The following is a 14052-nucleotide window of genomic DNA, read 5'->3' on the forward strand; positions in this document are numbered from 1 at the left end:
AGCCCCGTTCGCATCCGCGTACCTTCCTGACCGCGCCCGTCACGAGCGCCGCGAAAGCGGCTGCACGACGTGCGGCGCGCCCGAGCACCGGAACCCGTCTCCGCCTACATCGGTCCGCAGGCCGAGGTCGGTTCGGGCGGTGCCCGGCCGCCGGCCCTCCGCTGGGGAACGGAGGAGCCGGCGCTTCGCCACCGGATCGCATGAGAACGATTCCGAAACGGCGGCACGAGAACCCCCGCACCGTTTTCTCAAGGGGCCGGTGCGGGGGTGAGGTGCCCATCGGCGACGTCGTTTTCGACGGGCGCCGGTCCCGTCGTGCCCACCAGGGATTCCCGCCATCCACTGGACCTGTAGGGCCAGGCATGGTTGCATCTCGCTTGTCCAGATTCGATCTTCGGGAGAAGACGAGCGACGATCGGGTGTCGGCGGGGGCTGAATGGGGCGACCGGAAAGGGCTCTCGATCCCGATGCGGGCCCGCTACAGCGGTTCGCGTCAGAGCTGCGGCAGTTGCGGACCGAGGCCGGGCGGCCGAGTTACCGGGAGCTGTCCCGGCGTGCGCACTACTCGGTGACCGCACTGTCGGAGGCGGCCGGTGGGGAGGTCTTCCCCACCCTCGCGGTCACCCTGGCCTACGTCGGGGCGTGCGGCGGCGATGCCGAGCTCTGGGAGAAGCGGTGGCGGACGCTGGCCGCGGAGTTCGCCTCGGCCGACGCGGCGGAGCGGGCCGACAAGGACGCGGACGCCCCGTACCTGGGGCTGGTGACCTTCGATCCCGGTGACGCCGACCGGTTCTTCGGGCGCCGGGAACTGGTCGGTGAGTTGTGCGCGCGGCTGGAGGACACCTCGCTGCTGGCGGTCTTCGGCCCGTCGGGGAGCGGCAAGTCCTCGCTGCTGCGGGCGGGTCTGCTGCCGGCGCTGTGGGACGGGGCACTGCGGGGGAGCAAGGCGTGGCCGACGCTGCTGCTGACCCCGGGCGAGCATCCACTGGAGGAGCTCGCGATCGCCATGGCGAACGAGATGGGGACCGGTGCCTCGGTGCTGCACGCGGGGCTGCTGGCCGAGGACGGGAGCGCCCGCCTCGACATCGGCCAGTTGCTTGAGGGACGGCCGAAATCGGCACGCGCCGTGATAGTGGTCGACCAGTTCGAGGAGGTCTTCACGCTCTGCCGCGACGAGCGGGAGCGGATGGCCTTTCTCGACTGGCTGCTCACCGCGGCGGACGGTACCGACGGCCGGGCGCGGGTGGTGCTGGGGGCCCGTGCGGACTTCTACGCCCGGTGCGCGGAGTACCCGCCGCTGGTGGCCGCGTTGCGCGACCGGCAGCTGCTGATCGGCCCCATGGACGAGGAGGATCTGCGGCAGGTGGTCACGGGACCGGCGGCCCGGGCCGGGCTCAAGGTCGACCGGGCGCTGGTCGAGGCGATCCTCGGCGACTGCCGCCGGGAGCCGGGGGCGTTGCCGCTGCTCTCGCACGCGCTGCTGGAGACGTGGAAGCGGCGTAGAGGCGACGCGATGACACTGGCCGGGTACCGCGCCGCCGGTGGCATCCAGGGGGCGATCGCGCAGAGCGCCGAGCGGGTCTACGACGAGGCCGGCGACCGGGAGCGACCTCTGGTCAAGAACGTGTTCCTGCGTCTGACCGCGCTGGGCGAGGGTACCGAGGACACTCGCCGCCGCGTCGCTCCCGCCGAGCTGCTGTCCGGACCGAACGGCACGGCGGTGGCGACCGTGCTGACCAGGCTCACCGAGGCCAGGCTGCTCACCGTCGACGAGGACAGCGTCCAGGTGGCGCACGAGGCGGTCATCCGCTCGTGGCCCAGGCTGCGGGGCTGGCTCGCCGAGGATCGGGAGCTGGTGCGCCTGCACCGGCGTCTCACCGAGGCCGCGGCGGAGTGGGAGCAGCACGGGCGTGCGGACGAGCTGCTCTACCGGGGGATACGCCTGACCGCCTGGGACGGTCGCGAGCTCGACCGGCTCAACGACTCCGAGCGCGCCTTCCTGGAGGCCGCGCGGGCGCGCGAGGCCCGCGAGCGCGCGGCGGCCGGCCGACGGGCCCGCCGTCTGCTGATCAGCGTGACGGCGGTCGGCATGGTGGTCTGCGCGCTGGCGGTGATGGCCCTCGTCCAGGCGGATCGGGCCAGGTACGAGCAGAATCTCGCCTACTCCCGCCAGCTCGCCGCCGACGCCCGGGGACAGCTCCAGCTCGACCCCCAGCTCAGCCTGCTGATGGCCCGGCGGGCATACGAGGTCAGCCCCACCGCCGAGGCCGCCGCGATCCTGCGGCAGGCGGTCGTCGACTCCCGGGTGCGCCTCATCCTGCCCGTCGACGGGGGCAAGGTCTGCGGTGTCGCCTTCTCCCCGGACGGGCGCCTGCTGGCCACGAGCAGCGGTGACGGGACCGTACGGGTGTGGCGGACGACCGGGCGGGGTCTGCCGGTGGGGGACCCGGTCGTGCTGCGGGGGCACGAAGGCCAGGCGTGGAGCCCGGTGTTCAGCCCCGACGGGCGCTACCTGGCCACCGCCGGCGTCGACGGCACCGTACGGGTGTGGGATCTGACCGGTGGTGACCGGCCCGCGGTTCTCCGGGGGCACACGGGAGAGGTCTGGAACGTGTCCTTCAGCCCGGACGGGCGGCGCCTGGCCAGTGCCGGCGACGACGGCACGGTACGGGTGTGGAAGGCGGTAGACGGCGGATGGGCCGGTGCCGAGGCCCCCTCGGCCGTGCTCCGCGGACACAGGGGGCGGGCCCTGGGGGTGGCGTTCAGCCCGGACGGGCGGCACCTGGCCACCGGGGGCGGCGACGGTACGGTGCGGCTCTGGGACCCGGAGGGCGAGGCACGGCCCACCGTGCTGCGAGGGCACGAGAACTCGGTGGAGAACGTGGCGTTCAGCCCGGACGGCCGGCGCCTGGTGAGCGCGAGCACCGACGGCACCGCGCGGCTGTGGGACATACCGGGCGACGGTTCCTCCATGGTGCTGCGCGGGCACGACGGCACCGTGGAGGGGGTGGCGTTCAGCCGCGACGGGCGCAGGATCGCCAGCGTGGGCAACGACGGCACGGTCAACGTCTGGAGCGCGGGCGACACCATCGCCCCACTGCTGCTGAGCGGTCACCGGGGGACCGTGTGGGGTGCCGACTTCAGCCCCGACGGCCGGATACTGGCCAGCGCGAGCGATGACGGCACCGTGCGGCTCTGGGACGTGACGGCGGTGGGCGACGCCGTCATCATGCGTGGTCACACCGGAGAGGTATGGGACGCGGCGCTCAGCCCGGATGGGCGGCGGGTGGCCGACGCCGGCAGTGACGGGACGGTCCGCATCGGGGATGTCACCGGCAAGGGCAGTACGGTGGTGCTGAGTCCCGGTGGCGGGGAGATGCTCGGCGTCTCCTTCAGCCCGGACGGGCGGCGGGTGGCGAGCGCCACGCGGGACGGCGTGGTCCGGGTCTGGGACGCCTCCGGACGCGGTGAGCCGATCGCGCTCCGCGGTCACCTGGAGACGGTGTGGAACGCCGCGTTCAGTCCGGACGGGTGGCGGCTGGTCAGCGGCGGCAGCGACGGCACGGTCCGGGTCTGGGACCTCTCGGGACGTGGAGAGCCGCTCGTGCTCCGCGGCCATCGGGGGTTGGTCAGGCAGGTCGCCTTCGGCCCCGACGGGCGGCGGGTCGCGAGCGCGGGTGAGGACGGCACGGTCCGGGTCTGGGACGTCTCGGGGCACGGTGAGCCGGTGGTGCTCCGCGGCCACCAGGGGATGGTGTGGGGGGTGTCCTTCAGCCCGGACGGACGGCGGCTGACCAGCGGCGGCAGCGACGGTACCGTCCGGGTCTGGGACGTCTCGGGACGCGGTGAGCCGGTGGTGCTCCGCGGCCACCGGGGGTTGGTGTGGAGCGTGTCCTTCAGCCCGGACGGGCAGTGGGTGGCCAGCAGCGGCAACGACAACACGGTCAGGATCTGGGCGGCCGCGGGTGTGGGCGAGCCGGTGGTCTTCCATGGTTACGGCGCCTCCGTCGAGAGCGTGGAGTTCGCCCGGGACAGCCGTGACCTCGTCACCGCACACGGCGACGCCACGGTGCGGGTCTGGCGGTGCGACGTGTGCGGCCCGATGGAGGAGGTGCTCAGGCTCGCCCGTGACCGCACCGTCCGCGAACCGACCCCGGACGAACGCAAGGCGTACCTGCAGACCTTCCGCTGACCGGGGCTCGCGGCCGGTGTGTCAGGTGGACTCCCGGATGACCAGCTCGGTGGGCAGGATCGCCGACGAGGCGGGGCCTCCGTCGATCTGGCGCAGGAGCAGGCGCACCGCCGCCCGTGCCTGGTCCGTCCTGGGCGCGCGTACCGTGGTGAGCGCGGGGACGGTGTGGGAGGCGGCCTCGATGTCGTCGAACCCCGCGATCGCGACGTCGTCGGGCACCCGTCGCCCCGACTCGCTCAGCACCCGCAGGGCGCCGATCGCCATCAGGTCGCCGGCCACGAAGACCGCGTCGAGCGCCGGGTCGTCCCGCAGCAGCTGGCGCATCGCGTCCGCGCCCGAGGCGAGGGTCAGGTCGCCGACGGCGATGATCGACCGGTGCCCGGTGTCGCGCAGTGCCTCGCGGTATCCCCTGAGCCGGTCCTGCGCGGCGATCGTGTCCGGGGGACCGGCGATCGCGGCGATCCGCCGCCGTCCCCGGGCGAGCAGGTGCCTGACCGCGGAGGCGGCGCCGCCGGCGTTGTCGATGTCGGCGTACGAGGAGGGCACCGACACCGCGGGCCTGCCGAGCGACACGACGGGGATGCCGGTACGGGCCAGCGCGGCGGGCAGCGGGTCGGAGCTCAGCGTCGAGTTGAGCACCACCCCGTCCAGGTGCCCCGAGGCGGCGTACCGCTCGACTCGGAGCCGGCCTTCGGCCGAGTCGGCGAGCATGAGGGTGACCCGCTTGCCCGCCTCCTCCAGATACCGGGTGGCCGAGCGGACGATCGCGGAGAACAGCGGGTCGTCGGCGTGCGCCTCGGACGGGGAGTCGGAGACGACCAGCGCGATCGAGTCGGTGCGCCTGGTCACCAGGGAGCGGGCCGCCGAGTTGGGCACGTAGCCCAGCTCGTTGACCGCGTTCAGGACGATGGCGCGGAACTCGTCGCTGACCGTGTCCTCACCGTTGATCACCCGGGAGACCGTCGACCTCGACACGCCGGCGCGGGCGGCGACCGCCTCCAGCGTGGGACGCCGGACACGCTCGCGGTGCAGTCCGTTGTGCCGGATCACCTCGCGGTACCAGAGCGCGCTGTCCTTGGGCAGCCGCCGCTGCGTCTCGAAGTCGACGTGCACGATCCCGAAGCGCTTGTCGTACCCCTCGGCCCACTCGAAGTTGTCCAGCAGCGACCAGACCAGGAAGCCGCGCAGATCCGAACCGGCCTCGATGGCGGCGTGCGCGGCCCGCAGGTGGCCCTCGAAGAAGGCGGTCCTGTCGGTGTCGTGCACCTGGTCGCCCGTCACCACGTCGTCGAACGCGGCGCCGTTCTCGGTGACCAGCAGGCCGACCTCGGGGTAGTCGCGCGAGAGCCGGGTGAGCAGCTGGGAGAGCCCGGTCGGCACGATCGCCCAGCCCATCGCGGTCGTCGGGGCGTGGGCGCCGCTGAACAGGATGTCCTCGGTGCCGGGGTAGGCGGCGTTGGAAGGCTCGCCGGGCTCCGATCGCACCACGCAGGGCGTGTAGTAGTTGATCCCGAGCAGGTCGACGGGCTGGTTGATCGCTTCGAGGTCGCCGTCGCGGATGTGGCCGAGCCCGCCCACGCGGCCCATGATCGCGAGTACCGGTTCCGGATAGCTCCCGCGCAGGGCGGGGTCGAGGAACTGCCGGTTGATGAGGCAGTCGACCCGGTTCACCGCCTCGGCGTCCTCGGCGGACGGCACGAGGTCCGGGTCGCTCACCTGGCCGGGCGTGATCACCGGTGCGAGGTTCAGGGTGAGCGCGATCTCCCGGGCGCCCGCCTCGCGCAGCACCCGGGCACCCAGTCCGTGGGCGAGCAGGAGATGGTGGGAGGCGCGGAAGGCCTCCGCCGCCGACGCACGGCCCGGCGCGTGCACGCCGATGCCGTACCCCAGCACCGCGGCCACCCACGGTTCGTTGATCGTCATCCACGTCCCGACGCGGTCGCCGAGCCGGTCGTGCACGGCCCGCGTGTAGTCGGCGAAGCGGTAGGCCGTGTCGCGGTTGGTCCACCCGCCGAGGTCCTCCAGCGCCTGGGGGAGATCCCAGTGGTAGAGCGTCACGTACGGCGCGATGTCGGCCGCCAGCAGTTCGTCCACCAGCCGGTCGTAGAAGTCGAGCCCGGCGGCGTTGGCGGGTCCCGATCCCGACGGCTGGATCCGGGGCCAGGCCACCGAGAACCGGTACGCCCCGAGGCCCAGCTCGGCCATCATCCGGACGTCGCCGGCGTAGCGGTGGTAGTGATCGCAGGCCTCGTCGCCGGTGTGGCCGCCGGCGGTCCTGCCGGGCGTGTGGGAGAAGGTGTCCCAGATCGACGGGCCGCGCCCGTCGTCCCGCGCGGCGCCCTCGATCTGGTACGCGGCGGTGGCCGCACCCCAGACGAAGCCACCGGGAAAGGCCAGGGTCTCACCCCGAGCTGAGACGGTCATCGCGGTCATCCTTTGACAAACCCCCGTTGGTTCTTGCGGTCGTCGGGACGCGAGGAACGTCCTGGCCGACGGAAACACCTCACCGACATTCTGGGCATGGCCGGGGGTCGGCGTCGAGAGGACCACTCCCGCGTCCATGAACGGCGACAACGAGGGCATGCCGCCCGGCCCTCCGGAACCGTCGGAGACCTTCCGGCGCACGTCCTCAGGCGCCGCGCGGAGTCAGCATGCGGTCGACCAGCTGCCGGAGATGGGCGAGGAAGGGCTGCAGCGCCTGCGGGTCGGTGGAGGCGGGGCCGTGCCCATCGGCGTTGATCTCGCCGTGCATGAACCCGTACACGCTCCAGATCAGCGTCTGCACCGTCAGTTCCAGGTTCACCCGGTCGTCGATCAGGCCGGCCTCCACGGCGGGGCGCAACGCGTCGCAGATGAGGTTGATGACGGGGTCCCGGTAGGTCTCCTCAAGTCCGGGGATGTCGGCGGCGTCGCCGAGCCAGCGGTGTGCCCACAGCGAGGGGACCTGCGGGCTGGCGAGGAAGAACTCCAGAAGGCGCGTCGAGAGCCGGTACACGACGGCGCGGGCCTCCTCGGGGTCGGCGGCGGGGAGCGCGCCGAGCACATCCGCCACGATGCCGCGCTCCATCCGGCTGCCGTGATCGACGACGGTCAGGTAGAGCTCACGTTTGTCACCGAACCGCTGCTGTAACCACGCCATGTCCTCCCCCGAGGCCTCCGCGATGTCGTGCAGCGACGTGCCGTCGTAGCCGAACGCGGCGAAGAGCCGCGACGCGATGTCGATGACCGCCTGGCCCCGCGGGTCGTCGGAGGGAAGCATGATTCCCATTCAAGTCCCGCAGGCGGGTGAAGAGGGCCACGTACTGGTTTCGACCCGGTCAAACCTGTGTGCGCAATACGTCGTCGGCGAGGGAACGGATCATGAGGGGAGGACGCGGAGCTCGCCCGCCGCGGTCACGGCGGTGATCCGCCGAGGGGCGGCGGAGTCGCGCCGCACCTGGATGATCGCGTTCCCGTCGCCGGCCCGCACGTCGTAACCGTCCTCGTCCGGCACCCTGACCTCCACGTCCCCGGCCGTCCGCACCACGGCCCTGACGTCGCCGGGCGGGGCCGCGAATCCCAGATCGACGTTCCCCGCGCCGGTCTCGACGTCGGTCCCGGCGGACCGCAGGCCGGTGCCGCTCACGTTTCCCATCTCCGCCCGCACCCGCAGCGCGCCCTGTGAGTCGTCCACGACCACGTCGCCGGCGGCGGTCGAGAGGCGCAGGTCGCCCTGGACGCCGCCGACCGACACGGTCCCGAAGCGGCTCGTCACCTCGACGTCGGTGGTCATGGGCAGGATCAGGGTGTAGTCGGCCCGGCAGTTCGGGCCGTCTGGACGGTCACCGCCGGGGCAGCGGACGCCGATCGTGAGCGTCCGCCCGTCCCAGTCCTCGGTGACCACGGGCCGGTCCAGGGTCCACTGGAGCGTCCGCTCCAGGTCCAGCCGCCGATCGGCGCCACCGACGACCGAGACGTTGACGTGACCGGTGGTCTCCACGGCGATCCCCGGGGAGGTGAGCGCGTGGGACCGCAGCGTGGTCTCGGCGACCCGGCGGGCCTGGGTGACCTCGCTCCACGCCGCGATGGAGGTGATGCCCACGGTGAGCGCGGTGAGCGCACCGCCCACGACGATCCAGGCTTTTCTGGTGTTGCTCCGTATCGGCATGTTCTCTCAAACCTTCAGGAATTGCAGGACGGCGAGTACCCGGCGGTGGTCCTTGTCGGCGCCGGAGAGGTCGAGCTTGGTGAAGATGTTGTTGATGTGCTTTCCGACCGCGCTCTCCGAGACCACCAGGGCCTCGGCGATCCCGGTGTTGGACCGGCCCTCCGCGATCAGCGAGAGCACCTCGTGCTCCCTGCGGGTCAGCCGGTCCAGCGGGTCGCTGTGCCTGCGCAGCAGGAGCTGGGCGACCACCTCGGGGTCCAGTGCGGTGCCTCCGGCGGCGATCCGGCGCAGCGCGTCGAGGAACTCCTCGACGTCGGCCACCCGATCCTTGAGCAGGTAGCCGATCCCGCTGGTCGCGGTGGACAGCAGCTGGGTGGCGTAGCGCTCCTCGACGTACTGGGAGAGCACCAGGATCGCGAGCGTCGGCCGCTGGCGGCGGAGTACGAGCGCGGCGCGCAGGCCCTCGTCGGTGTGCGTGGGCGGCATCCGCACGTCGGTGACGACGAGATCGGGAACGTGTTCGTCCACGGCGCGCAGCAGCCCCTCGGCGTCGGAGACGGCGGCCACGACCTCGATGCCCGCCGAGCCGAGCAGGCGGATGAGCCCCTCTCGCAGCAGTACGGAGTCCTCGGCGAGCACTACGCGCACGGTAGCTCCACTCTGATCGTCGTCGGCCCGCCCGACGGGCTGTCGACGTACAGGATGCCGTCCACGGAGCCGACCCGGTGGGCCAGGCCGCGCAGCCCCGTGCCCAGGTCGGGGTCCGCGCCGCCCTGGCCGTCGTCGTGGACGGCCAGGTACAGCCGGTCGCCGCGACGCTCCACCGTGACCTCGGCGCCGGACGCCCGCGCGTGCTTGGTGATGTTGGTCAGTGCCTCGGAGACGACGAAGAACGCCACCGCCTCGACCGTGGCGGAGACCCGCTCGGAGATGTCGACGTCCAGCCGCACGGGGAAAGGGGCACGCGCGGCGAGGCCGGACAGTGCCGCGTCCAGGCCCTGGTCGTTGAGCACGGCCGGGTGCAGTCCCCGGACGAGGTCGCGCAGTTCCTTCAGCGCCTGCTTGGCCTCCTCGTGCGCCTGCACGATCACCTCGCGGGCCGGTTCGGGCAGGTCGGTGAGGGTCGCGCGGGCCATGCCCAGGTTCATCGCCAGCGACACCAGCCGCTGCTGGGTGCCGTCGTGCAGGTCCCGTTCGATGCGGCGGCGCTCGGCGTCCGCGGCGTCGACCACCCCGGCCCGGCTCTCCCGCAGCGTCTCGACCCGCAGCACCAGCTGGTCGCTGAGGCTGGGCCCGAGCAGGGCCTCGGCGGCGATCACGTCCAGCACCGCGAATCCGCGGGCCACCCACGGCCCGGAGACGAGCAGCGTCCCCGAGACGAGGACGAACACCGTGCTCTGCCAGGTCTCCCCCATCGCCCAGCTCCGCGTCGCGAGCGCGGCGGTGACCAGGCCGCCCGCCCACGCCCCGACGACCGAGGCGGCGCCGACACCGCTGATCAGCGGAGCCAGCAGGTGGTACGAGAGCCGGCGCCAGGTGCTCCGCGTCCTGGCCTCCTGGAGCAGCCGCCCGAAGGGGTTCCTGCTCAGCGGGCGGCGCGGGACCGGGGGGATGTCGACGTCGAGGAAGGCGGCGAACCGGGATCGCTGCACCCGGGTGAGCAGCCGGACGATCCAGAAGAACAGCAGCAGCGCGACCACCGGGACCACCACGGTCCATACGAACAGCACCGACGCCACGGTCAGCCCCACGATCACCGCCGCGCCCAGCAGGGCGATCGGCAGGCCCGTGACCAGGTGCGCGGTGCGGAGCCAGGTCCGGGCCGACCAGTGGGCGCTGATCCTCGACCAGGGGGTGGTCGCCTCGATGCTGCTCATGGGACCACCGTAGGGACCGCGGCGGTCAGGGCACATGGGCGAGGTATCCCGGAAAAAGGTGGGGTTTACCCCACCATTCCCGGCAGGGCCGGCGTGCTCTCGGCAGCCCGATTTCATCACGTGCTACCGGGATTTCCCCGCCCGGACCTCCTGACATCGCGGGAGCCCGCCCGGGTTCCCCGTCCGGTACGCCGTTCGCTCTGGACCGCGCCGCCCGAACATAACCCTAAAGGGGGTATCTGTGGGTTATAAATAGAGGTGATCGAACATGGCCCGTCGAAGGGATTCCGTCCTTGAAGCGTGTGCTGCTGCTGGCGACCGGTGACACCATCGCCCACTCCTACGATGCCGTCCGTCCGGGCGTCGCCTCGGGGGCCGAACTCCTGAGCGCGCTCCCGCCCGGCACGATCGCGGCGGACGTGCTGGCCGAGGACGTGATGGCGGAACCCAGCTGGGACATGTCCCCCACGACCATGCTGGAGCTGGCCCGCAGGGCGCGCTCGGCCATCCTGGACCGCGGATTCGACGGTGTCGTGATCACTCACGGCACCGACACGCTGGAGGAGACCGCGTACCTGGTGGATCTGCTCGCCGGCCGGGCGGCCGAGCAGGGCGCCATCGTGCTGACCGGTGCCGTCCGCTCCCTGGACGAGCTCTCTCCCGACGGCCCGCGCAACCTCGCCTCCGCGCTCGCGGCCGCGGCCGACGACGCGTTGCGGGGCGCCGGGGCCGTCGTGTGCGTGAACGACGAGATCCACGCGGCCCGCTGGGTCACCAAGGTCGACGCCGTCAGCGTCGCGGGGTTCTCGTCGGCGCCCTTCCCCGTGCTGGGCCTCCTGACCGGTGGCCGGGTCGAGACGCTGTCCGCCCCACCGCGCCGGCCGCCCGCCTTCGGTGGGGACCCGGCGTCGGACGTCGCGCTGATCAAGACCTATCCGGGGATCGAGCCCGTGCTGCTCACCGCCGTGGTGGACGCCGGAGCGCAGGGCGTCGTGCTGGAGGGGACAGGCCTGGGCAACGTGCCGGTCGGGCTCTTCACGGCGATCGCCGAGCTGACGGAGTGGGGGATCCCCGTGGTCGTCGCGTCGAGGTGCCGTACCGGTGCGGTCCCGCTTGACGAGATGCGTCTCGGTACGGGGCTCGCCGCCCGAGTCGGGGCGATCGGGGCCCGCGGCCTGGCGCCCTCGAAGGCCCGGTGCGCGCTGATGGTCGCCCTCGGGACCGGCGGAATCGACGCCGTACGCGACTGGTTCGGCAGGCTCTGACACCCGCGAGGAAATTATGGGCGGCTGAAAATCGTAAAAAAGGGAGTATCCCCGAATCGGGTGGGCAGGTCCGGGGAGACCGTGATCCGGCGGAGGGCTGGGGAGGCCTCCGCCGGGTCACCTTCCTTTCCCCCGCGCGGGTCGCGCGTGCTGGACGGCCCAGCCACCCGAGGTGGTCAGACGGGGATCGAGACGCCGAGACCGCCGCGGGTGTCGGCGCCGTAGCGCTCCTTCTCCCTGGCGATGTCGAGAGGTTTGATGCTGCTGCGCCCGCTCAGCGTCTCCGAGGTGAGCAGGTCGGCGGGGACCAGCCAGGAGACCTCGAACTCCAGCCCGTCGGGGTCCTTGGCGTAAAGGGCCTTGGTGGTGGAGTGGTCGGAGGCGCCGACGAGGGCGTTGAGCTCGCCGAGCTTGACGGCGATCCGCTCCAGCTCGGCCAGGGTGTCGACCTCCCAGGCCAGGTGGTAGAGGCCGACGGTCGAGCGCCCGGCTCCCGAGGGGCCCGCCTGCGCGCCGAGCTCGAAGAGGCCGAGGTCGTGGTCGTTGCTGGACCCGGAGGCCTGCAGGAACGCGGCGCCCGGCATGCCCATGACCACCCTGAAACCGAGCGCCTCCCGGTAGAAGGCGACGCTGCGCTCGACGTCGCGCACGAAGAGAACGGCGTGGTTGAGCCGCTGGACCGGCATAGTTCCTCCTGAAACTTGAACTCTCAAGTAGATTACCCCCGCTTTGTTGAGAGTTCAAGTAAGCTGGTTCCGTGACGCGATGGCTGGACGACGAAGAACAACGCACCTGGCGTGCGTTCATGGCCGCCTCACAGCTCGTCCAGGAGGAGCTGGACCGGCAACTGCAGCGCGACTCCGGCATGCCGCACGCCTACTACGCCATGCTGGTGAAGCTCTCCGAGGCGCCCGACCGGATGATGCGGATGAGCGAGCTGGCGACGGAGCTCAACTCCTCGCAGAGCCGCCTGTCGCACGCGATGAAACGGCTGGAGGAGCGTGGCTGGGCACGGCGCGAGCCGTGCGCCGCGGACAAACGGGTGAGCTGGGCGATCCTCACCGACGAGGGGCTCGCGGCCCTCACCGCCGCCGCCCCCGGCCACGTCGAGGCCGTCCGCCAGGCCCTCTTCGACCGCCTGACCCCCACCCAACTCCGCGGGCTACGGGAGATCTGCGCCTCTCTCCTCCCCACCTCGAACCCCTCGTAGCCGAACGAGCCCCAAGACCGCAGCCCCCGCCACCGGAGAGAAGCCGACCGTGATCCCGGCAAGTGGCCGGCTGAGTGAGGCCACCTGGCGCTTCGGCGCCATCGTCGCGCGCCTGCGAAGGGACATCAAGATCGGATGAGACTTCTCTTCGCGCTTCTTGGAACTTGCGAGCTTCAGCAGCGCACCCGCTAGGCGTTCTCACCGCGGCGCGTCAGCGTCGCGATCGGATTCGCGAGGACCCGGTGGATGATCTGTCCGGCGGCTCCCAGGGGCGCGGCGTCGCTGCCGAGGCGGGAGACGGTCAGGTCGGGGACGGTGTGCCGCATCCCGGTCAGCCGGGCGGCCATCGCCTGCCGGACCGGGTCGCGGATCCACGGGAAGAGCGGGGCGAAGACGCCGCCCAGCACGATCGTGCCGGGATCCATCAGATGGATCGCCGAGGTGAGGGCGATGCCGAGCGCGGACCCGGCGCGTTCGCAGGCTTCCAGCGCGCCGGGCTCGCCCGCGCGCAGGCTCTCCAGCAGTTCGGGGACGCCGGTCAGGCCGCAGGCTCCGAGCAGGGCCTCCTGGCCGGCGTACCGCTCCAGGCAGCCCCGGCCGCCGCAGCGGCAGGCCGGGCCGTCCGGGTGGACGACCACGTGTCCCAGCTCTCCGGCGAGACCGCGGGCGCCGCGGAACAGGGTGCCGCCCACCACCAGGCCCGCGCCGATGCCGATCTCCCCCGACACGTGCAGGAAGTCGCCGGGGGCCGAACCGAACCAGAGCTCGCCCAGGGCCGCGAGGTTGGCCTCGTTGTCCACCTCGACGGGGAGGTCCAGCAGGTCGGAGACGCGGACGTGGTGCCAGCCGAGGTTGGGGGCGGTGTGCACGAGTCCCCCGTCCACGAGACCGGGCACCGCGAGGGTCGACCCGGCGACGGCCAGGCCCTCCCGGCGGGCTTCATCCACAGCCCTGTGGGCAAGTTCTGCCAGGTGGGAAAGGGTTTCCACAGGGGAGGCCGCACGGTTGTCCACAGCCTGTGAATATCGGAGCCGCACCGCGAGGGTGAGGTCGACCACGCAGGCGGACAGGTAGTCGACGTTGATCTCCAGGCCGAGCGCGGCGACCCGCCGCCCGCTGAGCACCACCGCCGTGCCCGGACGTCCCCGCTCGCCGTCCCGCAGCGCGCCGGACTCGGCGACCATGCCCGCCTCGATCAGGTCGCCGACCATCTTCGACACCGTCGTCTTCGTCAGCCCGGTGATCTCGGCCAGCGCCGCCCGGGTGACCGGGCCGTTCCTGCGGATCTCGCCGAGGACCACGCCGAGGTTGCGGGCGCGCATCGAGTCATGGCGTACGGCCTGTGTCATGGAGCATCCACC

General features: G+C 72.2%; 10 protein-coding genes and 1 pseudogene. 3 read left to right on the plus strand and 8 right to left on the minus strand.

The window, feature by feature from the left end:
• Positions 1-436 precede the first annotated feature (436 nt).
• A complete protein-coding gene (locus AB0K21_RS25475; protein ID WP_364153780.1) occupies positions 437-4192 on the plus strand; it encodes a hypothetical protein in 3756 nt (1251 codons plus the stop codon).
• 21 nt (positions 4193-4213) lie between these two features.
• On the opposite strand, the gene AB0K21_RS25480 is transcribed toward AB0K21_RS25475, so the two are convergent.
• The 6 genes and pseudogenes from AB0K21_RS25480 to AB0K21_RS25505 form a co-directional block, all read right to left on the minus strand.
• Entirely contained in the window at positions 4214-5242 is a 1029-nt protein-coding gene (locus AB0K21_RS25480; protein ID WP_364153979.1) for a LacI family DNA-binding transcriptional regulator, read from the minus strand.
• Positions 5222-6616 (minus strand): annotated as a pseudogene (locus AB0K21_RS25485) (GH1 family beta-glucosidase); the annotation flags it as partial. The pseudogene AB0K21_RS25485 and the gene AB0K21_RS25480, both read right to left, overlap by 21 nt.
• A 205-nt stretch (positions 6617-6821) precedes the next feature.
• Positions 6822-7451 carry a TetR/AcrR family transcriptional regulator gene (locus tag AB0K21_RS25490; RefSeq protein ID WP_343961534.1) on the minus strand — a complete coding sequence of 210 codons (630 nt, stop codon included), beginning with the start codon at positions 7449-7451 and terminating at the stop codon, positions 6822-6824.
• Positions 7452-7550: 99 nt separating this feature from the next.
• Entirely contained in the window at positions 7551-8339 is a 789-nt protein-coding gene (locus AB0K21_RS25495; protein ID WP_364153784.1) for a hypothetical protein, read from the minus strand.
• Between the two features lie 6 nt (positions 8340-8345).
• Positions 8346-8987, minus strand: coding sequence for a response regulator transcription factor (locus AB0K21_RS25500; RefSeq protein WP_364153787.1), 642 nt, complete (start codon positions 8985-8987; stop codon positions 8346-8348).
• Positions 8978-10216, minus strand: coding sequence for a histidine kinase (locus tag AB0K21_RS25505; protein ID WP_364153790.1), 1239 nt, complete (start codon positions 10214-10216; stop codon positions 8978-8980). Before AB0K21_RS25505 ends, AB0K21_RS25500 begins: the two co-directional genes overlap by 10 nt.
• A gap of 302 nt (positions 10217-10518) precedes the next feature.
• Here AB0K21_RS25505 and AB0K21_RS25510 point away from each other — a divergent pair, with 302 nt between their 5' ends.
• Positions 10519-11481, plus strand: a complete 963-nt coding sequence (locus AB0K21_RS25510; RefSeq protein WP_364153982.1) for an asparaginase — start codon at positions 10519-10521, stop codon at positions 11479-11481.
• A gap of 176 nt (positions 11482-11657) precedes the next feature.
• On the opposite strand, the gene AB0K21_RS25515 is transcribed toward AB0K21_RS25510, so the two are convergent.
• On the minus strand, positions 11658-12167 hold the full coding sequence (locus tag AB0K21_RS25515) for a VOC family protein (protein WP_343961543.1): 510 nt from the start codon (positions 12165-12167) through the stop codon (positions 11658-11660).
• Between the two features lie 71 nt (positions 12168-12238).
• On the opposite strand from AB0K21_RS25515, the gene AB0K21_RS25520 reads away from it, so the two are divergent.
• Positions 12239-12691, plus strand: a complete 453-nt coding sequence (locus AB0K21_RS25520; RefSeq protein WP_364153794.1) for a MarR family transcriptional regulator — start codon at positions 12239-12241, stop codon at positions 12689-12691.
• 188 nt (positions 12692-12879) lie between these two features.
• Here AB0K21_RS25520 and AB0K21_RS25525 read toward each other — a convergent pair whose 3' ends face one another.
• Positions 12880-14040, minus strand: coding sequence for an ROK family transcriptional regulator (locus AB0K21_RS25525; protein WP_364153797.1), 1161 nt, complete (start codon positions 14038-14040; stop codon positions 12880-12882).
• Between the last annotated feature and the right edge of the window lie 12 nt (positions 14041-14052).

The sequence above is a fragment of the Streptosporangium sp. NPDC049248 genome, from assembly GCF_040678965.1.
Classification (GTDB): Bacteria; Actinomycetota; Actinomycetes; order Streptosporangiales; family Streptosporangiaceae; genus Streptosporangium; species Streptosporangium fukuiense.

Bases quoted from the DNA above. Each gene is read 5' to 3' on its own strand.
- AB0K21_RS25490 (WP_343961534.1), bottom strand. From the start codon at position 7,451: ATGCTTCCCTCCGACGACCCGCGGGGCCAGGCGGTCATCGACATCGCG.
- AB0K21_RS25495 (WP_364153784.1), bottom strand. From the start codon at position 8,339: ATGCCGATACGGAGCAACACCAGAAAAGCCTGGATCGTCGTGGGCGGT.
- AB0K21_RS25515 (WP_343961543.1), bottom strand. From the start codon at position 12,167: ATGCCGGTCCAGCGGCTCAACCACGCCGTTCTCTTCGTGCGCGACGTC.
- AB0K21_RS25525 (WP_364153797.1), bottom strand. From the start codon at position 14,040: ATGACACAGGCCGTACGCCATGACTCGATGCGCGCCCGCAACCTCGGC.
- AB0K21_RS25505 (WP_364153790.1), bottom strand. From the start codon at position 10,216: ATGAGCAGCATCGAGGCGACCACCCCCTGGTCGAGGATCAGCGCCCAC.
- AB0K21_RS25475 (WP_364153780.1), top strand. From the start codon at position 437: ATGGGGCGACCGGAAAGGGCTCTCGATCCCGATGCGGGCCCGCTACAG.